General features: G+C 70.6%; 20 protein-coding genes. 7 read left to right on the top strand and 13 right to left on the bottom strand.

What is annotated here, in order from left to right; all coding sequences use genetic code 11:
* Window positions 1–10: 10 nt before the first annotated feature.
* Both ABGB12_RS10305 and ABGB12_RS10300 read left to right on the top strand, forming a co-directional pair.
* Window positions 11–853, top strand: a complete 843-nt coding sequence (locus ABGB12_RS10305) for a hypothetical protein (protein ID WP_347676367.1) — start codon at window positions 11–13, stop codon at window positions 851–853.
* 230 nt (window positions 854–1083) lie between these two features.
* Window positions 1084–2292: an ATP-grasp domain-containing protein gene (locus tag ABGB12_RS10300; protein WP_347676365.1), complete on the top strand. Its 1209-nt coding sequence runs from the start codon at window positions 1084–1086 to the stop codon at window positions 2290–2292.
* Between the two features lie 76 nt (window positions 2293–2368).
* Here the strand turns inward: ABGB12_RS10300 and ABGB12_RS10295 are convergent, their stop codons facing one another.
* Window positions 2369–4270, bottom strand: coding sequence for a methylaspartate mutase subunit E (locus ABGB12_RS10295; protein ID WP_347676363.1), 1902 nt, complete (start codon window positions 4268–4270; stop codon window positions 2369–2371).
* Window positions 4271–4373: 103 nt separating this feature from the next.
* Here ABGB12_RS10295 and ABGB12_RS10290 point away from each other — a divergent pair, with 103 nt between their 5' ends.
* The 4 genes from ABGB12_RS10290 (at window position 4374) to ABGB12_RS10275 (ending at window position 8239) form a co-directional block, all read left to right on the top strand.
* The gene (locus ABGB12_RS10290; protein ID WP_347676361.1) at window positions 4374–5858 is read left to right on the top strand and encodes a class I adenylate-forming enzyme family protein; all 1485 of its coding nucleotides are present in this window, start codon (window positions 4374–4376) and stop codon (window positions 5856–5858) included.
* Window positions 5858–7081, top strand: coding sequence for a type III PLP-dependent enzyme (locus tag ABGB12_RS10285; protein ID WP_347676359.1), 1224 nt, complete (start codon window positions 5858–5860; stop codon window positions 7079–7081). The genes ABGB12_RS10290 and ABGB12_RS10285 overlap by 1 nt, the downstream gene beginning before the upstream one ends.
* A 195-nt stretch (window positions 7082–7276) precedes the next feature.
* Window positions 7277–7975, top strand: coding sequence for a Crp/Fnr family transcriptional regulator (locus ABGB12_RS10280; protein WP_347676357.1), 699 nt, complete (start codon window positions 7277–7279; stop codon window positions 7973–7975).
* Between the two features lie 18 nt (window positions 7976–7993).
* Window positions 7994–8239 carry an acyl carrier protein gene (locus ABGB12_RS10275; RefSeq protein WP_347676355.1) on the top strand — a complete coding sequence of 82 codons (246 nt, stop codon included), beginning with the start codon at window positions 7994–7996 and terminating at the stop codon, window positions 8237–8239.
* Here the strand turns inward: ABGB12_RS10275 and ABGB12_RS10270 are convergent.
* Genes ABGB12_RS10270 through ABGB12_RS10255 form a run of 4 tightly spaced genes read right to left on the bottom strand, consistent with a single transcriptional unit; the run spans window position 8181 to window position 12514 of the window.
* Window positions 8181–9782, bottom strand: coding sequence for an alpha/beta hydrolase (locus tag ABGB12_RS10270; protein WP_347676353.1), 1602 nt, complete (start codon window positions 9780–9782; stop codon window positions 8181–8183). The two genes, ABGB12_RS10275 and ABGB12_RS10270, sit on opposite strands and share 59 nt — an antisense overlap.
* On the bottom strand, window positions 9779–11044 hold the full coding sequence (locus ABGB12_RS10265; protein WP_347676351.1) for a TrpB-like pyridoxal phosphate-dependent enzyme: 1266 nt from the start codon (window positions 11042–11044) through the stop codon (window positions 9779–9781). The genes ABGB12_RS10270 and ABGB12_RS10265 overlap by 4 nt, the downstream gene beginning before the upstream one ends.
* The gene (locus tag ABGB12_RS10260; RefSeq protein ID WP_347676349.1) at window positions 11041–11325 is read right to left on the bottom strand and encodes an acyl carrier protein; all 285 of its coding nucleotides are present in this window, start codon (window positions 11323–11325) and stop codon (window positions 11041–11043) included. The genes ABGB12_RS10265 and ABGB12_RS10260 overlap by 4 nt, the downstream gene beginning before the upstream one ends.
* Window positions 11326–11353: 28 nt before the next feature.
* Window positions 11354–12514: an acyl-CoA dehydrogenase family protein gene (locus tag ABGB12_RS10255; RefSeq protein ID WP_347676347.1), complete on the bottom strand. Its 1161-nt coding sequence runs from the start codon at window positions 12512–12514 to the stop codon at window positions 11354–11356.
* Window positions 12515–12631: 117 nt separating this feature from the next.
* Here ABGB12_RS10255 and ABGB12_RS10250 point away from each other — a divergent pair, with 117 nt between their 5' ends.
* Window positions 12632–13861 carry an MFS transporter gene (locus ABGB12_RS10250; protein WP_347676345.1) on the top strand — a complete coding sequence of 410 codons (1230 nt, stop codon included), beginning with the start codon at window positions 12632–12634 and terminating at the stop codon, window positions 13859–13861.
* Here the strand turns inward: ABGB12_RS10250 and ABGB12_RS10245 are convergent.
* From ABGB12_RS10245 to ABGB12_RS10210, 8 genes are all read right to left on the bottom strand, one after another.
* The gene (locus ABGB12_RS10245; RefSeq protein WP_347676343.1) at window positions 13837–15114 is read right to left on the bottom strand and encodes an ATP-grasp domain-containing protein; all 1278 of its coding nucleotides are present in this window, start codon (window positions 15112–15114) and stop codon (window positions 13837–13839) included. The two genes, ABGB12_RS10250 and ABGB12_RS10245, sit on opposite strands and share 25 nt — an antisense overlap.
* A complete protein-coding gene (locus ABGB12_RS10240; RefSeq protein WP_347676342.1) occupies window positions 15111–16001 on the bottom strand; it encodes a TauD/TfdA family dioxygenase in 891 nt (296 codons plus the stop codon). The genes ABGB12_RS10245 and ABGB12_RS10240 overlap by 4 nt, the downstream gene beginning before the upstream one ends.
* Entirely contained in the window at window positions 15998–17128 is a 1131-nt protein-coding gene (locus ABGB12_RS10235) for a pyridoxal phosphate-dependent aminotransferase (protein WP_347677695.1), read from the bottom strand. Before ABGB12_RS10235 ends, ABGB12_RS10240 begins: the two co-directional genes overlap by 4 nt.
* Window positions 17129–17195: 67 nt before the next feature.
* Window positions 17196–17891: an iron-containing redox enzyme family protein gene (locus tag ABGB12_RS10230; RefSeq protein ID WP_347676340.1), complete on the bottom strand. Its 696-nt coding sequence runs from the start codon at window positions 17889–17891 to the stop codon at window positions 17196–17198.
* A gap of 13 nt (window positions 17892–17904) precedes the next feature.
* Window positions 17905–18858 carry a hypothetical protein gene (locus ABGB12_RS10225; protein ID WP_347676338.1) on the bottom strand — a complete coding sequence of 318 codons (954 nt, stop codon included), beginning with the start codon at window positions 18856–18858 and terminating at the stop codon, window positions 17905–17907.
* Window position 18859: 1 nt separating this feature from the next.
* Window positions 18860–19972 (bottom strand): FAD-dependent oxidoreductase, encoded by a 1113-nt coding sequence (locus tag ABGB12_RS10220; protein ID WP_347676336.1) that lies wholly within the window; start codon window positions 19970–19972, stop codon window positions 18860–18862.
* A 103-nt stretch (window positions 19973–20075) separates the two neighbouring features.
* On the bottom strand, window positions 20076–20462 hold the full coding sequence (locus ABGB12_RS10215) for a hypothetical protein (RefSeq protein ID WP_347676334.1): 387 nt from the start codon (window positions 20460–20462) through the stop codon (window positions 20076–20078).
* 4 nt (window positions 20463–20466) lie between these two features.
* On the bottom strand, window positions 20467–21303 hold the full coding sequence (locus ABGB12_RS10210; RefSeq protein ID WP_347676332.1) for a TNT domain-containing protein: 837 nt from the start codon (window positions 21301–21303) through the stop codon (window positions 20467–20469).
* Window positions 21304–21612 lie beyond the last annotated feature (309 nt).

The following is a 21612-nucleotide window of genomic DNA, read 5'->3' as shown; positions in this document are numbered from 1 at the left end:
GCACGACACGATGGACCTCGAACCGGCTGATTTCGGCATCCCGGAGGTCACCGAGCTCCCGCTCCACACCGACCACGCCCGCAAGGTCGCGGCCGTGCTCGACAACCGCTCGGAACTCCAGGACGGCGGTTCCCTCCCCGTCCTGTGGCACTGGGCCTTCGGCACCCCTACCGCCCCCACCCGCGCGCTGGGCCCCGACGGCCACCCCGAGATCCCCCCGGGCGGCCCCACCGAGGGCCTCCCCCGCCGCATGTGGGCGGGCGGCCGCGTCCGCGTCCTCGGCGACCTGCGACTGGGCACCCGGCCCACCCGTGTCTCCTCCGTCCTGCGCGCCGACCGCAAACAGGCCCGCTCCGGCGACCTCCTGGTCGTCACGGTCGAACACCGCCTCACCCACGACGGGCGGACACTCCTGATCGAGGAACAAGACCTGGTCTACCGGGCCCAGGGCGCCCCCGTCCCGGCCCCGCAGGGCACCCACCGCGAACCCGCGCCGGAGAACGGCTGGGCCGAGGACCTCCTGCGCACCCCCGTCGACCTGTTCCGCTTCTCCGCCGTCACCTTCAACTCCCACCGCATCCACTACGACCACGCCTACGCCACCGCGGAGGAGGGCTACCCCGCCCTCGTCGTCCACGGCCCCCTGTCCGCGATGACCCTCGCCGAGTCCGTGCGCGCCCGCACCGGCCGCGAGCTCACCGAGTTCTCCTTCCGCGCGACCGCTCCTCTCTTCGTCGGCCTCCCCTTCACCATCGTCGGCGCCCCGTCCGCGGAGAAGAACGTGTACGACCTGAAGCTGGTCCGCAACGACGGCCAGACCGCGATGACCGCCACGGCCCGCGTGGCGGACTGACCTGCCGGACGCGGGGACGGCCTCGGCACGACCGTCTGGCGCCGGGAGGGCTTCGTCCTCACCTTCGACGCGGCCTATACCCATGTCGACATCGTCTGGGACCACTGGAACGACGTCACCGCCTGAGACGACGGGCGGCCGGGGTGAGAGGGAGCCGGTCGGCCCCGCCGCCCGGCCGGTGCTCAATAATGCGCAGGCCGCGCGTGTGGGGGCCGGTTATGGTGCCGACCATGAACGAGGGACCGTTGATCGTCGTCGGCAGCGGGGACCGGACGCTCCGGGAGTACGCGCTCGCCGCCATGAGCGAGCGGGCCCCGCTCGCCCTGTTCGCCTACCGGCGGCCGACGTGGGAGAAGCCCTATGTGACGGCGCACGCGTCCGTCGACCTCGAGTCGCCGGAGCACCTCGTCTCGGAGGCCGGGAAGCTCTCGCCCCGCGGGATGATCACCTATGACGAGCGGCTGGTCGAGAGCACCGCGCGAGCCGCGCAGGAGCTCGGGCTGCCGGGGCCGGGCGCCCGGGCCGTGGCACTGTGCAAGGACAAGAGCGCCATGCGCCGGGCCTTGGCCGAGACCGGGCTGTCCCCCGTCGGGTTCGCAACCGCGGACGACTTGGAGACCGCGCTCGTGACGGCGGAACGGATCGGCTATCCGGTCGTGCTGAAACCACGCGCGCTCTCGGGCAGCATCGGCGTCGTCCGCGTCGACTCTCCCGACGCCCTCCGCCGCGTCTTCGACGCGGTCCTGGGGGCGCGGACCGGCCTGTCCGCCGTGGCCCACCCGGGCGTCCTGGTCGAGGAGTTCCTCGACGGCCCCGAGTACAGCGTCGACGCGGTCACCACCGGGGGCGAGACCCGGGTACTGGTGGTCGCGGAGAAGATGATCGGGTTCCCCCCGTACTTCGAGGAGACCGGGCACATCGTCCCCGCCCGCCCGGCCCCCGGCCTGGACGACGCGGTCGCCCTGGTGAAGAAGGCCCACGCGGCGCTCGGGCTGGACTCGATGACCACCCACACCGAGGTGCGCCTCACCTCTTCCGGACCCCGGATCGTGGAGATCAACGCCAGGCTCGGCGGTGACCTCATCCCCTACCTCGGCCGACTGGCGCTGGGCGTCGACGCGGCCGGCGCGGCGGCGGACGTGGCGCTGGGAGCCGCCGTTCCGGGAACCGCGGCGGCGGAGCCCACGGCCGGCGCGGCCGCCGTCCGCCTGTTCTACCCGAAAGAGGACATCCGGGTGCGCTCGGTCGAGCTGCCTCCGGTGCCGGGCCTGGACCGCTTCGCGGTGCTCGCCAAGCCGGGTGAGGTCCTCCGGCTGCCGCCCAGGGGCTTTCTGTCCCGCCTGGCGGTCGCGGTGGTCACCGGCGCGGACCACGCCGAGTGCCTGGAGCGCGCGGCCGAGGCCGAGCAGAGCCTGGTCGTCCAGGGCGACCCCGCCTAGAGGTCGCGGCCGACGCCGCACGGCGCCGACGGGTGGCCGCCGTCCCCCGAGACCCCGCGACGAGGGACGCGACGCCTCAGCCCAGCGGCCAGGTGTCGAACCGCCCGCGGGCGACGCTCAGCACGTCCTCGAGGACCAGCTCCTCCACGCTCCGCCGGCCGCGGCGCCTTCTCGCCTCGACGAGGGAGCGGTGGTGTGCGAGCACATCTGGCGGCAACGGGATGCGGCCCGCGTCGGCGAAGCGGACCGCGCCGTTCTCGTCGCGCGCGCAAAGTGCCTGCCCCCTGTTCCACAGGCTGGGCGAGAACGGGATGTCCAGCAGGCCGTCCTCGACGGCGCGGACGACCCCCTCCGCGACCCGGCCGCCTCCCGCGGCGAGTACGGCGTCCACGATCGCGACGGTCTCCCTGACGATCAGCTCCTCCTCGGCCGCGACCGCGTCCCAGGACGGCTCCTGACCCGCCGGGCCGGCCAGGGCCCGCTCGACCAGCCGAAGACTCGCGATGTTGTCGTCAAGGGTCGGGATGCGCACCGCCTCGACATGGGTCTTCAGCATCAGCCGCGTCGCGCCGCTGAGGAGCGCGGTGACGGCCGACCCTTCGATCAGCTCACGGGACTTCTCCTCCGACAGGGGGAAGGCACCCATGTACTGGTGAAAAACCGTGTGTACTGCGACCTCCTCGCCGAAGTGCTCGGCAAGGTACCTCTCAGCCGTGCGGCGCAGCGCCCGGACCGCCGCCACGTCCTGGACCCGGTTCCCCTGCTCGGCATAGCCCAGGGAGACCGACCGCACGCCCTCCGCGGCCGCGAGCAGGGCCTCGAGGACGTCGGCGGCGAGCGCGAGGCAGGGCGGGACGAGGCTCGCGGTCAGCACCCCGAAGAACTCGCGGTCGATGACGATCCCGAACCTTTCCCGGTAGGTCCCGGCCAGCGCGTCGACGTACCTCCACCGGCTCAGCGCCTCGCGCGGGTCGTAGTCCCGGTAGTAGGGCAGGTTGTAGGTGATGGGCCCGCCCTCGAACGCGGCCACGCCGCCGGCGAAGGAGATCTCCGCGAGCAGCCGGGGGTCCCTGGTCGAGTGCCGCACCTGCAGCGGCGTGCCCTCGAGCTCTCCGGAGAAGCCGCGGAGGGCCACCACGCCGTGGTTCACGGCGGGGTAGCCGTTCAGCCCTCCGCCCTCCCCCCGGGCGGACCACTCCTTGATCGCCGCCTCGGCCTCCTCGTAGGCGTTGTTGCGGGTCAGGGAGTCGATCTGCAACGACAGCACGTCGGCCCCGGCTTCCCGGAGCCCGTGGAAGAGCTCGAGCTGCTCGCCGACCCCGGCCACGCCCGTGCGCGGGTGGATCAGGACGCGCCCTTCGGCGGCGGCCTGCGCCTGCACGTCGCTCAGCCAGGTCGAGCCCAGCAGGGACCTGGCGTTGCCGTCGAGGTCCGCGGCCTCGGCGCCCGTGGCCCATCGGCTCAGCACGAGCTGCCGCTCCGCCAGCGGGTCGGCGCGGGGCACGCCGGCACCACCGCCGCGGCGGGCCGGACGGGTCAGCTCTCCCGGCCCGCCGCCGGGGCCCGCCGCCAGCTCGGCGTCCAGCATCGCCACGACCTCGGCCGGATCGACGTAGCCGGGGAACACCCTGCGGAAGCCGAGCCGGCGCAGCTCCTCGACGCCCTCCTCGTCCGCGGTGATCATCGGGTTCCCGCCGAGGAACCACGGCAGCCCGGCCACCCCGTACAGGTCCTGGAAATGGGGAAGGTCCGCCAGGTAGTAGCGGGCGTGCCCGTCCATGTTCGACACGAGCACGGCGTCGGCGCCCACGGCTCCGGAGCACAGCTCGGCCAGGGCGTTCTGCGTCGCCAGGTAGCGGACGCGGTATCCGGCCCCGGCCAGGCTCCTGGCCAGCGTGATCAGGCCCACCGAGTGCGCGTCGCCGCCGACGCCGGCGAGGACGAGTTCCCGGGCGGACCGGGCTGCGAGTGCGGTCACGGGCCGGGACGGTACCCTGCGGCCCCTCCGGGAGGATGCACTGTTTTGAGCGATGCGCACTCTTGAGCGGTAGGCGGGCGGCTCGTGATCTTATCGTCCCGTCGTGATCGAAAGCGCGCCCCATCTTCATGTGCACGACATGCTCGACGTCCGGGTCCTGCGCTCCCCCGAACGCCCGGCGCTCCGGTCCGCGGGCGTCTCCTGGTCCTACGGCGAGCTCGGCCGGCGCAGCCTCGCCATCGCGGAGAGGCTGCGCGCCCTGGGGGTCGGCCGGGGCGACCGCGTCCTGATCGACGCCCCCCACGCGCCCGAGACGGTGGCCGCGGTGTTCGCCGTCTCCCGTCTCGGCGCCCTGTACGCGGTCGTCAGCGACCGCCTGCCGGAAGCCCGGTTCGAGCGGGTCGTCGCCGACTGCACCCCGAAGCTCCTGCTCACCGCGCGGGACGGGCCGCGGGCGGGACTGCCCTGGGAACGGCTCGAGAAACTGCCCGCCGAGGCGGAGGGACCGGCGGCCGAGGAACTCGCGGCCGTCGAGTTCCCCTCGATCGACCCGGTCGGCCTCATCTACACCTCGGGCAGCACGTCGGAGCCCAAGGCCGTGGTCTCGACGCACGCCCAGGTGCTCTTCGCGGCCGACGCGATCCAGGACCGGCTCCGCTACCGGGACGACGACGTGATCTTCTCGTGCTTGCCGCTCTCCTTCGACTACGGCCTCTACCAGGTCTTCCTGAGCTGCCTCGGCGGAGCGGAGCTGATCCTCGCCACTCCCGAGGACGCCGGTCCCGCGCTGCTGCGCAGGCTCGAGGAGGAGAGCCCGACGGTCCTGCCGCTGGTGCCGTCGCTGGCGGGCACGCTCCTGACCCTCATCCGGCGTGGGCGGCGGGCTCCCGAGGGCCTGCGGATGATCACGAGTTCCGGGGCCGCTCTCTCCGGCGGGGTGGCGCAGCGGCTCCGGGACGCCATGCCGGGACTCGGCGTGGTCTCGATGTTCGGGCTGACCGAGTGCAAGCGGGTCTCGATCAGCGAGCCCGACGCCGACGTCTCCCGGCCGGGCACCATGGGCCGCCCTCTTCGCGGCACCGAGGTCCTGATCCTGGACGACCGGGGCGAGCCCGTGCCGGTCGGCGAGACCGGGGAGCTGGTCGTCCGGGGCGGCCACGTGATGGCGGGGTACTGGAACGCCCCCGAGCTGACCGCGCGGAGGTTCCGCCGCGACGCGTTCGGCCAGCCGCTGCTGTTCACCGGCGACAAATGCCGTCTCGACGAGGACGGACACCTGTACTTCGTGGGACGCGACGACGACCTGTACAAGGAGAACGGCTTCCGGGTGAGCGCCACCGAGGTGGAGGCCGCGGCGCTGGACGTCGCCGGAGTGCGGCAGGCCGCGGTGCTGCCGCCCCGGGACGGCGCGGGTTCCGTCCTGGTGGTGAGCGCGGACCTCTCCGCCGACGAGGTCCTCCGGGAGCTGTCCTCCCGGCTCGAGGACTTCAAGGTCCCCCGGCGGTGCCGGGTGGTTCCCGAGCTGCCGCTGGGCGCCAACGGCAAGCTGGACCGCCGGGCGGTCGCCGCGCTGGGAGGGGAGGCCTGATGGACCTCGCCCGCCTCGCCCGGGAACACGGGACTCCGCTCTACGTGTACGACCGCGACGACCTGCGCAGGGCCCACTCCGATCTGCGCTCGGCCCTCCCCGATCCCAGCCGGATCTACTTCTCGGTCAAGGCCAACCCGCACCCGCATGTGGCGTCGGTCCTCGCCGAGGCCGGCTGCCACGCCGAGATCGCCTCGGCGGGAGAGGTCGGAGCGGCCCTCGCCGCCGGTTTCCCCGCCGACCGTGTCCTGATGACCGGTCCTGGCAAGAGCCCCGAAGACCTCAGGAAGGCGTTCGGGAACGGGGTTCGCCGGTTCTCCGTCGACTCCCCGACGGACCTCGCGCGGATCGGCGCCCACGCGGCGCGGGCGGGCGTGGAGGCCGACTGCCTGCTCAGGGTGAACGCCGACGAGCCCGTGCCGGGCATGGGGCTCTCCATGACCGGTACCGCCTCGGTGTTCGGCGCGGACGCCTCATGGGTCCTGGCCCGGCCCGAGCTCTTCCGGCGCAGCGGTGCGGCGGTCGTGCGCGGCCTGCACCTGTACATGGGCACCAACATCGAGGACGGCGAGGTGCTCTTCCGCCAGTTCGAGACGAGCCTCAGGCTGGCCGGGCTGGTCGGCTCCGCCCTCGGCGTGCCGTTGGCCGAGCTCGATCTGGGCGGTGGTTTCGGCATGCCCTACGCCAGGTCCGGAGAGCGGCCGGACTTCACCGGGCTGCGGCCGAGGCTGGAGAAGGTCCTCGACCACGCGGTACCCGGCTGGCAGGCCGGCGATCCGCTGGTCTCCTTCGAGTCCGGACGGTATCTGGCCGGCGGCTGCGGCCGCCTCGTCAACCGCGTCCTGGACGTCAAGGAGTCCAAAGGCCGCACCTTCGTGGTCCTCGACTCCGGTATCAACCACCTCGGCGGCATGTCCGGGCTGCGACGGATACCGCGGATCGTCCCCGATCTGCTTCCCGTGGAGCACCGCGGCGGCGAGGTCGCCGACTGCACCGTGGCCGGACCGCTGTGCACTCCCCTGGACACCTGGTGCCAGGGGGTGACCCTGCCCGAGCTGCGGCCGGGGGACCTGGTCGCGGTGCCCAACGTGGGAGCGTACGGGCTCACCGCCGGTTTGCTCGCTTTTCTCGGCCATCCGGCTCCGAAAGAGCTCGTACTGGACGCCGGGTCCGTCGTTTCCCTCTCCGAAGTCGCTATCAACAGAGATTTCTCCGACACTTGACCAGTGTGTTTATTTTAACGACGGCGTAACATGACGGGCCCATTTCCCTTAATTTCGAGAATTACATTACGCCTTAGTACACAAGGCGCACCAAGGGCCGATTCCACACCGGATGACCAGTCGCCTGATTCTTGAGTTGCCAGGGAAGTTCCACTGGAGCCGCTTTTCAGTGCGATCCGAAAGGCAGTCACCACAGTGAGGGTTGTGCACGCACCCGCTTCCGCTCGCGAGGTCTCGACACGACTCGCCTTCCTCCTCCGCGAGCGACTCCGGAGCGAGGCGGAGACCCGGGAGATAGCCGCGAAGTCCTGCATCTACACACTCGGCCAAAAAGACTCACACGTCTATTTGATCGAACATGGAACGGTCAAAGCACATACCTTTTCCGAAGGAGGCAAGTCCTGCATACTCGGCATTTATTCACATGACGAGATCTTCGGCGACTCGTGCCTGATCGGTCCGTACCGCAGGGAGACGGCGACGGCCATGACGGACGTCCTGCTCAAGCGGATCCCCCGCTCCCGGTTCATGGAGATCGTGTCCAGCCCTGAGATCTCCGCCGACTGGTCCTGCTACCAGGTCAAGCGGCTGCAGGAGCAGCAGGAGACGATCACGCTGCTCATCACCGTCGACAGCATGCAGAGGCTCGCGGCGATCCTGCTGATGCTGGCGGAGCGGCTCGGCATCAGGCGCGGCGACCGCACCATCATCACCAACCGCTTCACCCACGAGGAACTCGCCCAGATGGTCGGCACCACCCGGTCCAGGATCGGCCTGTTCCTCAAGCAGTTCCAGCAAGAGGGGCTGATCCACGTCTCGCGGGACTCCTACCTGGTCCTCCGGCAGGCCCACCTGCGCGCCTTTCTGTCCACCCGGGCACGCCAGCCCATCTGAAGAGCGGGGTGACCCCGAATGAACGAGACGTTCCTGGCCATCGTGCGAGGACACCTCAGATTCCTTCCGGCCGACGTGCGGCTCGGCCCCGACTCGCCGCTGCGCGACTACGGCCTGGACTCGATGGCCGCGGTCTCGCTGGTGGTGGACCTCGAGGACGAGTTCGGCGTGCAGATCCCCGACAGCAGGCTCACCGCCGAGGCCCTCAGCACTCCCGGTCGCCTGTGGCAGGCGCTCCAGGCGTCGTCGTCAGCTCTTCGATGAGAGCCGCGACCTCCTCCGCCCGTTCGAACATGGCGTAGTGGGTCGCGGACTCCAGCTCGACGAGCCGCGCGCCGGGAAGGCTTCCGGCCGCCTCCCGGATGCCCCCGAGGGTCACGATCTCGTCCAGGGTGCCGGCGATCACCAGCATCGGCGCCTCGGTCCCTCCGGACGGGCCGAGGGCGTCATGCGTCCAGAACTCCTTGAGCTGCGCGGCGTAGAGGAGGAGGGCGTCCTCGTCGGCGAAGGGAAGCCTGCGCTCCGGCTCGAGCCCGGGGTGCGGGGTGGCCAGGACCCGTTCGGCGGCCCTGTGCTCATCGTCCTCGGTGCGTTCCTCGAACAGCCCGCCCGCCAGGATCCTGAGCACGCGTCCCGCGCGGCGGGGGTCGCGTGCCAGCAGGTCGGCCACCGAGTCGAGCCGCTGTTCGTAAGGGCTGTCGAGCTCGGCGGGGCGCCCGGGATGCCGGAACGCCGGGTTGAGCAGCGTGATCGACCGGACGGAGCCGGGCCGGCGGGCCCGGTGGGCGAGGACGGTCTTCGCGCCGGTGCACCAGCCGACCAGGTGCGCGGCACCGATCCCCTCCGCGTCGAGGAAATCCTCCAGCTCGGCCAGGTGCTCCTCCAGACCGGCCCCGCGCGGCGAGAACAGAACGGTCCGGCGCCGCCGGCCGAGCAGCGACCGCAGCCTCGACCAGTAGCCCGGCCCCTGGCCCAGCGCGTTCACGATGACCACGGGCGTTCCATCGGCGACCGACTCCGCGGGTGGCCGTGCCGCTCGCGGAGAGCGGAAATGGCGGTAGAGGCGCTCCTCATCGGCGGGCGCGGAGGGCCGGGAAGGCCCGGCCGTAGGCAGTGACGCGCCGAGGCGCGAGGCCAGCAACCGGTCGATCGCGGTGAGGTCCGCGGGATCCCGGGTGAGCACGATCCGGCAGTCCAGCGCCTTGCCCAGCAGGGACAGGACGGTCGGCAGGGGAAGGACCCGGGCCGTTCCGTCGCCCTGCTGGGCGGACACCAGCCGACGTGCCGTCTCGTCGGCCCAGGCGACCTCGTACACGGCGTCGGGCGACCCGAGCACCCTGAGCGGCCAGGTCTTCAGATGGTCCTCGGCCCGTTCCCTCACGTAGGAGCAGATCCAGCGCACCGCGTCGTCGAGGAGCGCGAGACCAGCGGGCGGCCCGTCGCAGGACAGCACCGGCCCCGCCCGCAGGACCGTCAGATCCACGCCCGCGCGGGTGAGGCGCTCACGCAGGCGGGCCTCGGTCTCACGGACGCCGTCGCCTCCCGGATCGGGAGCGACGTAGACGAACCGGGAGCCATGCCCGGCACACCGTTCGAGCAGGAGTTCCATGTGCTCTCTGTCCTCGCGCAGGACCCGGCCGGGATCGGTCACCTGGGGACCGAGTGGAACGAACCACACCTCGTCGGGCCCGTCCGGGGCCCCTTCCTCCGGCCACTCCGGCAGGACGCGCGCTCCGGCGGCCCGGTGCTCCCGTGCGAGCGCCCGCACCAGGGCCCTGCCCGACCCTTCGATCAGGACGGTCCTCACGCGACCACCTCGGGGAGGAGCGCCAGCGACCGTTCGATCTCCTCGTCCGAGGGGACCACGTCGTCCAGCCGGCCGGACTGGAACTCGTCATAGGCGGCCAGGTCGTACATGCCGTGTCCGCTGAGACAGAAGAGGATGGTCCGGCCCACCCCCTCCTCCCGGCAGGCGATCGCCTCGCGGATCGCGCCGTGCACGGCGTGGGCGGCCTCGGGCGCGGGCAGGACGCCCTCGAGCCGCGCGAACTCCACCGCGCTCCCGAAGACCTCCTTCTGCGTGTAGGCGGCCGCCTCGATGGCGCCCTCCGCGCGGAGCGCACTGATGATCTTCGCGGTGGCGTGGTAGCGCAGCCCTCCGGCGTGGATCGGCGGGGTCGCGAACCCCGATCCGAGCGTGAACATCTTCTGCAGCGGCGTGGCCCGGGAGGCGTCGGTGAAGTCGTAGCGGTACCGGCCCCGGGTGAGTTTGGGGCAGGCGGCGGGCTCCACCGCGACGGCCCGCACTCCGCCGCCGGAGCGGCGCGCGGCGCCGAGGAACGGAAAGGCGATGCCACCGAAGTTGCTGCCCGCCCCGAGCGAGGCGATGACCACGTCGGGCCTCTCCCCCAGGTCCGAGAGCTGGCTCGCCGCCTCCTGCCCGATCACCGTCTGGTGCAGCAGCGAGTAGCCTTCGCCGCTGCCGGTGGCGAACCGCGTGCCCTCGGCGTTCCTGGTCTCCCCCAGGGCCGCGGCGAGCGCGTCGGCGAGATTGCCCTCCACCGGCTCGACCCGGCAGCCGAGCATCTCCATGATGACCCGGCGGTAGGGCTTGGAGTCGTAACTGCTGCGGGTCATGAACGCGACGGTCTCCAGCCCGAACATGCCGCCCGCCAGCGCGAGGGCCGTCCCCCACTGTCCGGCGCCGGTGCCGGTCGACAACCGCTTCGCGCCCGCCTTGGCGTAGTAGAAGGCCTGAGGGATCGCGGTGTTGAGCTTGTGGCTTCCGGAAAGGTTGTCGCCCTCGTACTTGAAGTAGATCCGGGCCGGGGTGTCGAGGGCGGCCTCCAACGCGCTCGCCCGTCTCAGCGGCGTCGGCCTCCACCGCAGGTAGCGGTCCATGACCTCGCCCGGAATCGAGATCTCGCGGGCGCGCGACATCTCCTGCCGGATCAGCGCGGCCGGCAGCTGCGGCCGCAGCCCTCCCGCGGCGTGCGGGGAGGGAAGGTCGTCCGGGAGTTCGAGCGGGAAGTCGGCGAGGAGGTTGTACCAGCTGTCCGGAACGCTCATCGCTCGCCTCCGCCGAGCGCCCGGGCCACCACGCCGATGACGTCGCCTATGGTCCCGCACCTGTGCACGGTGTCGAAGACCTCGTCGGCGAGCTCGACCTCCACCTCGTCCTCGATGGCGATGACCGCCCGGACGAAGGAGAAGGAGGAGAATCCGAGCCGTCCGGACACCAGGGGCTCCTCCGGGGTGAGCGCCGGATCGTCCGCGGCCAGCTTGAGTTCCTGTCCGAACTGGCGCAACACCACTTCGAGAGCCCGGTCGGTCGTGGTCATACCGCTCATGCTGATCTCCTGAACTGCTCGGTTCCCGTCAGAGGAGGACGACTTCGCGGTCCAGCGCCGCGAGCCAGCCGTTGGCGACGAGGAGCCGGTCGTTGGCGTAGTTCATCGAGGCCGAGCGCAGGTCGCGGAACACCCGCTCCAGCGGGAAATCCGGGTTCCGCAGGTAGCCGTGGCGCAGGCCGACGAGGGTCATCAGCTGGTCCACCGCCTCGTGCAGCTGCTCGGACGCGATGACCTTCAGCCCGTTGACGTGCAGCTGGAACGCGGGGTCCTCCGGGTCACGGCCCGTCCTGTCGAGTTCCTCGGCCTCCTGCAGGACCCTCGCCAGGTAGGCGGAGACGGTGTCGAGGAGCAGCCGCACCCGGGCCAGGCGCACCCCGAACAGGTCCTCTCCGAGAGCGAACCCCTTGCGGTGCTTGGGGGACCTCAGCATGGCGACGAACCTGCGGAACAGAGCGTGGGCGGCGCCGAGCCAGCAGGCCGCCCAGCCGATGTGCCCCGCCGTGACGAACGGGTGGAGGGCGATCTCCCGGAATCCGCCGGGGCCTCCGACGACCTGGTCGGACGGGACCACGGCCCGGATCACGGCCGCCCTGCTGTCGGTCGCCCTCATTCCCATCGGATCCCAGGTCCCCGTGATCTCGATCTCCGCCTGGGCGCGGTCCACGTAGACCAGGCTGACCGACGACTCGGGGGCGTCCGGCCCCGAGCGCATGGTGATCAGGAAACCGTCGGCGGCGGACACCCCGGTGACGACGGGCGCGTCCCGCTCCACCAGGAGCCCGCGCTCGTCCTGGACGACCGCCTGCCGGGCGCTCAGCAGGTGGCCGCCCTTGCCCCGCTCCGAGGTGACCGAGGCCAGATAGACGCCGCCCGCCGCTACCCTCGGCAGTAGCCGGTCCTTCAGGGACTCCTCGCCGGCGCTCGAAATCGCGGTGACCTGCTGCTGGTGCATCGCCCAGATCAGGCCCGTGGACAGGCAGGCCCCCGACAGTTCCCGCGCGACGGCCGCGAACTCCGCGAGCCCGAGGCCGAGCCCTCCGTACCGCTCGGGGACCAGGAGGCCCATGAGTTCGCTCTCCCTGAGCGCCTCCAGGCCGCGGACGGGAAAGCACGCCTGGTGGTCGACGAGGGCCGCGTCCTCCAGCAGGGTCTTGGCGACGCCCTGTGCCTGGACCAGCGCTTCCATGCGGGCTCCCTCGATACTCACGCGGTTTCGGGCGAACGTCAGAGTAGAGAGCCGAATTCCACAAAGATGCTCATTTCTGAGCATCTCCGAGGGAGAGCCGCGACTTAGCTTGACCTGGTGAAGACCGATGATCACATCAAGGCCCCGGGCGGTACCGAATGGCGTCTCCAGGCGGTCAGCCTGATCGATTCGGTCGGCTCCGGCCTGTATCTGGCGGGCGGAATCCTTTACTTCACCAAATTCGCCGGGCTCGGCACCGGCCAGGTGGGACTCGGCCTTTCCCTGGCGGGTCTCGTCGGATTCCTGTCCCTGGCCAGAGTCGGCTGGATCGCCGACCGCGTCGGCCCCCGCCGCACCTTGATGATCATGAATCTCACGCGGGCCGCGGGTTTCTGCGCCTACGCGTTCACCGACAGCCTGTGGGAGTTCGTCGTCATCTCCGCGCTGCTGGCCGTGGGCGACCAGACCTGCAACCCGCTCTACCAGGCCGTGGTGGAGCGGGTCGTCGGCCCCGGCCGACGGGTGCGGCTGATGGCCAAGCTCCGGGTCATGTACAACGTCGGGTACACCGTAGGCGCCGGCCTGGCGACCGTGGCGCTCGCCGTCGGCTCACGTGAGGCGTTCATCGCGATCTTCCTGGGCAACGCCCTGACGTTCGTCCTCGCCTCGCTCATGCTCAGGGGCATGGACGCGGCCGACCCCGCGGGCGCGCCCGGCAGGCTGAGCGGAACGAGGCTGGCCTCGCTGCGGGACCTCGCCTACCTGAGGGTCGCGGCGCTCAACGGGGTCGTGTCCCTGCACATGTCCGTCCTGTTCATCGCGACGCCGCTGTGGGCCATCGAGCACACCGACGCGCCGCGGTCGGTCTCCGGGCCGCTGCTGATCGTCAACACCGTCCTGGTGGTCCTGCTCCAGGTGAGGTTCACCGCCGACACCGAGTCCGTGGAGGGCGGGCTGCGCGCGCTGCGCCGCGCCGGGGCCGCGCTCGCCGCCAGTTGCGGGCTCTACGCCCTCGCGGCCCTGCCCGGCCGCGCCATGGCCGTCGTGCTCCTGGTCGGCGCGGTCGTCCTGCTGACCGTGGGCGAGCTGTTCCAGGCGGTCGGGGGCTGGTCGCTCTCCTACACGCTCGCCCCGGAGGACTCCCGCGCCGAGTACCTTTCGACCTTCAGCCTCGGCACGAGCGCCCAGTACATGATCGGCCCCGCGGTCGTCACCGTCGGCGTCATCGGGCAGGGGACCGTCGGCTGGCTCGCCCTCGGCGGCCTCTTCGCCCTCGCCTCGGTCCTGCTCGGGCCGGCCGTGGCGGCCGTCCCGGCCCGCGGTCACTCGCAGACGACCGGCACGTAGCTCTGCAGCTTCTCGAAGTCCTCGCGCAGCACCACGGGGTCGTCGTTGGCGAACGTCAGGATCCCCGCGTTGTCGATGAGCGACCGGGAGTCGACGACGTCGCCCACGCCGACCCGCCAGTCGATCGAGTAGCCGCTCGTGATGTCCGGCTGGTTCAGCGAGACGATCCTTCCGCGCCCGACGGGCAGGAGGGCGGAGACCACGTTGTTCCGCCTTTCCCCTCGGACCGTGTCGGCCAGCGGGTCGCCCAGAGTCAGCAGGATGTTCGCGTCGATCAGGTTGATTCCGCTGTTGCGCTCGTGGAAGGGCACTCCGAGCCCGCCCGGGACCCGTGCCGCTATCTCCAGGAACGTCAGCCTGAGTTCTCCTTCGCCGTCGCGGCGGACGAAGAGCTCGTGGTGGGTGGAGCCGTCACGGAATCCCAGTGCGGAGACCACGTCCTGGTTGAACTCGAAGAGCCGCCGGTAGAGCTCCTCGTCGGTCACCGGGTAGACCGACAGCGGCCTGCCCTGCACGAAGTCGAAATTCGAGCAGCCCAGTTCGAGGATCCCCGAGAAGACGACCCTGCCGTCGCGGACGAAGGAGTCGCACTGGTACATCGTCCCTTCGATCAGCTCGTCCACCTCGTACTCGAACTCGCGCTCGTCGGACCGGATCCGCTCCGCGGCCTCGGCGAGGTCGCGGGCGTCGGAGACGACCGCGACGTTGAGGCTTCCCGCGGCCGCGGTCGGCTTGACGATCAGTGTGTCCGCGCCGAGCTCGGCCGTCAGCTCCCTGTGGTAGCCCTCGGGGTCGGCGACGGCCCGGGCGGTCGAGAAGCCCCGGTACCGGGGCAGGGCCCAGGGCATCCGCTCGGCGAGCGCCCGCTTCATGAGCACCTTGTCGCGGAACCGCTCGACGAGCTCCGGACCGTCCCCGACGATCCCCGTGCGCCGGCGGACGTGCGCGGTGGGCAGCACGTTGTCCTCCTGCTGGCACAGGAGCGCGACCCGCGCGGGGTCGCCGCCCGCCGCGGCGATCTCGTACCCGACGACCTCCGTCAGCTCGTCCACGTCGAAGGCGGGCTGGAGGTTGCGGAGCGTCCTTCCGGTGAGGCGGTGGACCTCGGAGACGTACGGGGCGAGCTTCGGGTGGAGGGCCTCGTCCGCGTGGAGGACGATCGAGAGGCGGGCCTGGGAGGCGGCCCGCTCGAGCGTCCGCTCGGTCGCGAATCCCAGGTACGCCTGGGAGATGAGCACGAGCCCTGTCTTCATCGGTTCTCCTCGGTGTAGTTCACGTTGATCCGGTGGAGCAGGCGGCTCTCCTCGACCTCGATGGTGGGACTGACTCCGACCCCCTGGTGCAGGGTGCTCATGTTGTCCCAGATCACCAGATCTCCGGGTTCGTAGCGGTGGGTGTACACCTCGAGCGCGGCCAGCAGCGTCTTCTCCAGCAGGTCCAGGGCCAGGGTGGAGCGTTCCTCGTCGATGCCCGCGATCTCCATGGCGCTTCCCGAGGTGGCGAAGAGGCTCGCCGCCCCGGTGACCGGATGCCGTTCCACCAGCCGGTGGCGGCTTCCGGTCAGGGTCCGGTGCTGCCGGTCCGACAGCTTCTGGTCCGGGGCGGATTCGTCGCGCAGCGCGTGCCGGTTGCCGAACCTGTGCACGACCTCGACTTCGAGGACGTCTCGCGGGTTCCGGCAGCCGAGCAGCCGCAGGAGCTCGGCGTCCTCTTCGATGAGGCGCAGGCCCCGGGTCAGGTCGAGGAAGCCGGTGCCTCCCGAGCGTTCGCAGGCGCGGACCGCGTAGAGCGACGTGGCGATGCCGAGGGCGGGCAGGTAGGACATGTCGCTGTGCCAGTAGGCGCCGCCGTCGAGGACGCCGGTCGGGGTGCCGTCCGGCAGCACATGATCCGAGATCTTCAGGACGTCCGGGAAGCCCGGCACGGTGAGGTCCTGCAGGACATGACGGACGGGGGCACCCATGGACTTCATGAACCCCAGGTAGGCCTCCGGTGAGAGGCTCTGCCCCCGGATCACCAGGACGCGGTGCTCGAACAGCAGTTCCTTGATCCGCGCCCTCTCGGCGGGGGTCGTGGAACCGCAGTCGACGTCGAGGAGCTCGCAAACGAAATCGTTGTGTCCCAGTGTGGTGGTCTTCATCGGGTTCGCTCCCGTCCGGCCAGGCGGCGGCAGGCCAGGGCCAGGTCGTCCCCGCTCACCGCGAAGGAGAACCTCAGCCGGGGCCGCTCCGGCGCCGTGGTGTAGAAGGTGTCGAGGGGAAGCGGCACCACGCCCGCGGAGTGCGCGAGCTCCAGTGCCAGGTCGGTGCCGGTCCGGCCGTCGCGGGGATGACGCGTCATGACGAAATGGCCGCCGTCCGGGACCACGGCGTCCAGCCCGGCGGCGGACAGGGCGTCCAGCAGCAGGTCGCGTTTCTCCCGGTACCGGGCGGCGGTGCGGTCGAGCCGGTCCCGGGTGACCGTCGAAAGGACCCTGGCCGCCGCGCGCTGGACGTGGTCCGGGGCGCAGTTCGACAGGTGCATGTGGGCGCTCTCCGCGTAGGGGTCGAGCTCCTTCGGGGAGAGGAGCCAGCCGATGCGGATGCCCGTCGCGGCGAAGGACTTCGAGGCCGCGCCGGCGATCGCGGCCCGTCCGGTGCCGAGGAGCCGCGCATAGGGCGCCGGCGCCGCCCCGTACCGGAAGTCCCGGTAGGAGTCGTCGAGGAGCAGGAAGCAGCCCGTCGCCTCGGCCAGGCCGATGACCTCCTGCCAGGACTCCTCGTCCAAGGTCAGGCCCGACGGGTTGTGCGGGGTGTTGAGCAGCAGGACCGCCCGCTCCCCCAGCGGCGCCAGGACCTCCCGGAGCCGTTCGTGGTCCAGCCGTGCCGTCTTCCCCGAGAGGTCCACCGGAACGGCGTACTGCTCCATTCCGGCGATCCGGGCCAACCCCGGATAGTAGGAGTAGAACGGCTCCAGCCAGACCACCGCGTCACGTCCCAGATCCGCGAGGCCGAGGAGCGCGGCCGCGAGCGACTCGGTGCACCCCGAGGTCACGAAGACGCCCTCGGCGTCGCACCGGTAGAGCGAGGCGATCGTTTCTCGCAGCACCGGGATGCCCCTGGTCTGGGTGTACTGGAAATGTGCTCCGGGCAATTCCGCGACGATCGCCGAGCGCCACTCGGCGTCGTGGACCGGCTCGGGAACGCCCTGGGCGAGGTTGACCGCGCCCAGCTCACCGGCCAGCGCGGACATCGACTGGTAGATCTGGATGACGTCCGCGGCGCGCATGGCCACCGGCCTCCACCTTCGAACACGGCGGCTGCCGACCGGCGGCAGCCGCCTTCCTCCCGGCCGGTCAGAGCGCGCCGACGGGCTGCCGGGTCGCGATGCGGTTCAGCCCCGCCCAGAACGCGTTCAGGGCGTCGAGCACCTCGGACGCGCCCTTGATGAGCTCCTCGCGGGAGGCGTCGTCCGTCGCCGCGGCCAGCAGGGCCTCCTGGATCCAGTCGACGTGGTTGGCCTCGATGAGGATGTGCAGGTAGAAGTAGTTGTAGTCCTCGTGCTCCCACCCGCTGTAGAGCCTGAACCCCTCGTAGAGGTTCACGATCATGGGGAAGCCGAACTCCTCGATGACGTAGTGCGCGCCGATCGCGTAGTTGGGCGACTCCTCCAGGAAGAGGCGGCGCAGACTCGCGACCAGCGCCTCGGCCTCCGGCTCGTGCTCGACCGTCCGGTAGTCCTCCAGCTCGACGCCGATCCCCGCGAGCGCCTTCTCGAACATCACGTAGTGGGGGTCGCCGCGGCCGTCGCCCAGCTCCGAGACCACGGTGCGGGAGAGCTTCAGCCGGATGAGCTCGTCGTCCACCCGGGGGGCCAGCCCCGACAGGATCTGGGGAAAGGTCCGGATGTAGAGGTAGTACTGCTGGAACACCTCCTTCACCGTCTCGAGCGGCAGCGGCTCCTTCTTGAAGGTGCGGTAGAACTCGTTGTCGTTGATCCCCGAGTCCTCCACCATCTGCTTGATCTTGTCGACGATCGCGGTGTCCTGCATGGGTGTTCCCTTCTCAGGTGGTCGCGCGCGGACCGCGCGCCAGTGCCGTGTTGGTGAAGATCAGAGCCGCGGAGGCCGCGACCACGATGGCCGGCGCGGCGGCGCTCCCCCAGGGCTGGACCGCGTACTCGGCGCCGAGCGCGATGACCGGGACCAGCGGTGTCGCCGCCGAGACCCGCACCGAGGGCAGGTGGGCTATCGCGTACTGGAGCAGGAAGGTCGGCAGGACCACGAAGACGACCGACAGCGCCAGGAGACGCCCGATCACCACCGGGTCGGACGCGAGCAGGCCGAGGACCTCATGCGCGCTGAAGGCTCCGGTCACCGCCAGGAGGAGCAGGAAGCGCGAACAAAGGACCGTGTTGGCCGAGACCCCCGTATCCCTGTGGAGCCGCGAGGAGCAGAAGATGTAGAAGCCGCCCGTCGTCCCTGCCACGAGCGCGAGGACGATGCCCGTCCCGACGGAGGGATTCGCCGACGGAGTGTCCGCCGTCGACACGACGCGCACGGCGATGAGCAGCACCAGCGCGGCCCCCGCCGCGAGCGCGCCCACGCGGACGGCCAGGCTGAACCGCTCACCCGCCACGAGACCGGCGACGAGGAACCCGACGAGGGCGACGGACCCCTGGTACACCGCCGACTCCACGGACGCCTCGATGCGCTGCAGCGCCATGAACATGAAGAGCCAGCTGGCCAGTGTCAGAACGTTGAGCAGCAGCACCTGCCCGCGGTGCGCCACCGCGAACCGCCACGCCGTCTTGACGCCTCTCCCGGCTCTGGCGGTGTAGACGGCCTGGGCCAGGACGAACGTGACGAAGGTCAGCGCGGGCCCGCTGATCCCCGTGAAGGAGAAGGAGACCCAGGTCGCCGAGACGGCCGTCGTCACGCAGTAGCCCGCGAGCGCGGCCATGGCCGGTCCGGCGTGCGTGCGGAGAGGCGAATCGGCGAGGAGCTGTACGCCGCCCACGTCAGGGCACCGCGATCTGTGCGGGGACCATCTCGTTCACGGCCCTGCGTCCCGCGCACGCCCCGGTCACGAACAGCCCGGAGTGGCCGGTCTGTCCGTCGGCGTCCGTCCACAGGTAGCCGTCCTCGTCCTTGGGCAGGGACCGGATCAGCTCGGAATCCGGGTACACGGGTTCGCATCCCGTCGCCCACACGACCGTCGAGGACTCCAGCGGCCATTCCTCGCGCCATCCGTCCTCGGAGACGACCGCGGGAACGTGGGGGTGCAGCGACGGACGGGAATGGCGGCCTATCTGGTGCCCGTTGTCGGCCGACCTGATATCGATCCTCATCCGGTCCCCGAACGGCTCGATGCCGCGGTAGACCAGGAAACGCACGCACATCCGGCCGCCGTCGCAGACCCGCTCGCGGTGACTGCTCTTGACCACCAGTTCACAGGTGAGCTGGGAGGGGGCCCGCCACGCGAACCTGTCCAGGGTCTCGCTCGGGTACATCCCGAGGTACCTGATGGCGAGCACGGTCACGGAGCCGCTGACGGAAGCGAGCAGCGAAGCCGTCTGCATGGCGGAGTTGCCGCTGCCGACCACGAACACCGGCCGGTTCCGGTAGTCGTCCGTCCTTCCGGACTGGACGTCGACATAGGCCTGGTCGTAGGTCCGCGCCCCCGCCCGCCGCAACCACTCCGGCGGCTGCCTGGGCCTGGTACCGGTCGCGAGGATCACGCAGGACGTCCGGAAGTCCAGCACTCCGACGGAGCCGCGCACCGACACGTCGAACCCCTCGGGCCCCTCGCGCAGGTCCGTCACGGTCCCTTGGCAGCGAACGGCGCCCGATCTGCGCAGGACGCTCTGCGCGTACTGATCGAACTCGGTCCCCGTCGGCTGGACGAAACCGGGGCTCGTGAGCGGCGGCAGCGCCCCGGCCTCCAGTTCGAGTTCGTGCGCGTAGGACTGGAGCCGGGAACTGCCGAGGAACGCCATCCCCGGCGCCCCCCAGTTCTCACCGATGACGAGCAGGTCCTCGGGGGCGGCGCCCGCGGCCAGGAAACGCTGCACCTGAAGCGTGGCCGCCGGCCCTCCACCAATGATGATCACCGGCCAGGAGCGTCTGTTCACCGCAGAATCACCTCGGTCACCGGACCCCTTTCGCTTGTGGGCACAGTAATCCGGAGACCTGGAGCGGAAAGCTCAATAGTGCGCATGGGCGGTGCGCGTTCGTTCATCGACGCGTCGGTGGTGGAGGGTCGCCGTCTTCCGTCCCATCGGCGCGACGGGCCTTCCGGTATTCCTCCCATGCGATCTGCTGCCACTGCTCCAGCCGCTCGATCAGGCCGGGGTCCTCGATGGCCGGGTGTTCGCCCGGCGGCGGGGGCGGCACCGAGGAGGTGACGAGGTCGTAGAAGAAGCGGCACGCCTCGCCCTCGTCGGTGAAGCGACGCATCGTGGTGTACTCGCCGCGCTCGCGGAGCCCGACGGCCCAGCTCCCCTCTTCTCTCCTGAGGTAGAGGAGGTCGCCGGGCCGTCGGGCGAGCTCGTGCACGCCCTCGATCTCGTACTCTCGCAGGCCTGCGCGGGTCAGCGCCGCCTCAAGGTCGTGACGGTCCACCCTGTCAGTAGACCCGCTCCAGATACCCGTTGTCCGCGAGCCACTTCGTGGTGAGCGGGTCGGGCGCCGTCGGGTCGGAGATGTAGGAGCGTGTGAGGACGTACTGCAGCCCCTTGCCCGGCTGCTGGAACGCCGGTATGGCCGGTCCAGCGTCTACGAAGAAGCTCCGGGTGACGCGGTACAGGTGGTAGCCGCACAGGTGAGCCCGGTCGTCGTCGCGCGTGTTGAGGTTGCTCGGCGGCAGCGCGCGGGACCCGAACGACGCCCCTGCGGGTGAGAGGAACCTGCCGTTCTCCGAACCGAAACGGTCGAGATATTGGCCGACGCGAAGCGTCGTCTTGTATCGCGCCAGACGGCTGTTGATGTCTCGGAGCTGACGGGCGAATCCGTCATCCGGCGGATACCGCCAGTCAGGAGACGGGGTCTTGTTCTCGTCCCAGTACTGGTACAGGAAACGCGAGGGCGGAAGTTTGCCATAGCGGTTGTAACCACGCAGCAGATACCCGAAATACCCCTTGCGCGGGAGACGCGCGGGACCCAGCCGCCAATCCCCCAGGACATAGGGCGGTCCGCAGACCCGCGCCTCGGCGCGGATCGCGTTCCTGACGGCCATCGCGACGGCCTTCTCGGTCGTCGGCACGGCCTTCCGCCGCCCCGGCTCGTGGGAGCAGGCCTCCGCCCGCTTGATGATCTCCGCTGGGCTCGCCGCACTGGGCGCGGCGCACACTCCCTCGCGGGGCGCCCCCGCACCGTCGGGACGGGCGGAAGCCGCGGTCCCCGTCAGTGTGACGACGAGGCCGAGGGCCGCGGCCGAAGTGACGCCGCGACGAAAGACCCGCATTCGTTCTCCTGATATGTCGGTGATTCTCGTCTTTCACGGATAAGGGCATTCCGCGAACATGGCACCCGACGCTTTGTCGAATTACACGTCCGATATCCGGAAATTCCTGTTCGGAGCAATGAAACTCGCTCGACGAACTGTCGGTACCCATCGGCCGATCAGCCGATCATCCACCCCGGTAATCAGAGAGCAAAACCCAAAGACCAAACCACAGAACACCAGGAGAACCGCCGGAAAATCTCCCGGCAGAAACGACCGGAACAAATCCGATGACCCGGGCCGGCACCATTTTCCTGCCGAAATGGCCGA

This window comes from Actinocorallia sp. B10E7 (genome assembly GCF_039871655.1).
Lineage (GTDB): Bacteria > Actinomycetota > Actinomycetes > Streptosporangiales > Streptosporangiaceae > Actinocorallia.
This window is presented reverse-complemented; position numbering and strand designations above follow the sequence as displayed.

What these genes read in the sequence shown, in the direction of transcription:
- ABGB12_RS10305 (WP_347676367.1), top strand. Translation starts at nt 11, where the DNA reads ATGGACCTCGAACCGGCTGATTTCGGCATCCCGGAGGTCACCGAGCTC.
- ABGB12_RS10300 (WP_347676365.1), top strand. Translation starts at nt 1,084, where the DNA reads ATGAACGAGGGACCGTTGATCGTCGTCGGCAGCGGGGACCGGACGCTC.
- ABGB12_RS10285 (WP_347676359.1), top strand. Translation starts at nt 5,858, where the DNA reads ATGGACCTCGCCCGCCTCGCCCGGGAACACGGGACTCCGCTCTACGTG.
- ABGB12_RS10275 (WP_347676355.1), top strand. Translation starts at nt 7,994, where the DNA reads ATGAACGAGACGTTCCTGGCCATCGTGCGAGGACACCTCAGATTCCTT.
- ABGB12_RS10265 (WP_347676351.1), bottom strand. Translation starts at nt 11,044, where the DNA reads ATGAGCGTTCCGGACAGCTGGTACAACCTCCTCGCCGACTTCCCGCTC.
- ABGB12_RS10260 (WP_347676349.1), bottom strand. Translation starts at nt 11,325, where the DNA reads ATGAGCGGTATGACCACGACCGACCGGGCTCTCGAAGTGGTGTTGCGC.
- ABGB12_RS10255 (WP_347676347.1), bottom strand. Translation starts at nt 12,514, where the DNA reads ATGGAAGCGCTGGTCCAGGCACAGGGCGTCGCCAAGACCCTGCTGGAG.
- ABGB12_RS10245 (WP_347676343.1), bottom strand. Translation starts at nt 15,114, where the DNA reads ATGAAGACAGGGCTCGTGCTCATCTCCCAGGCGTACCTGGGATTCGCG.
- ABGB12_RS10240 (WP_347676342.1), bottom strand. Translation starts at nt 16,001, where the DNA reads ATGAAGACCACCACACTGGGACACAACGATTTCGTTTGCGAGCTCCTC.
- ABGB12_RS10235 (WP_347677695.1), bottom strand. Translation starts at nt 17,128, where the DNA reads ATGCGCGCCGCGGACGTCATCCAGATCTACCAGTCGATGTCCGCGCTG.
- ABGB12_RS10230 (WP_347676340.1), bottom strand. Translation starts at nt 17,891, where the DNA reads ATGCAGGACACCGCGATCGTCGACAAGATCAAGCAGATGGTGGAGGAC.
- ABGB12_RS10210 (WP_347676332.1), bottom strand. Translation starts at nt 21,303, where the DNA reads ATGCGGGTCTTTCGTCGCGGCGTCACTTCGGCCGCGGCCCTCGGCCTC.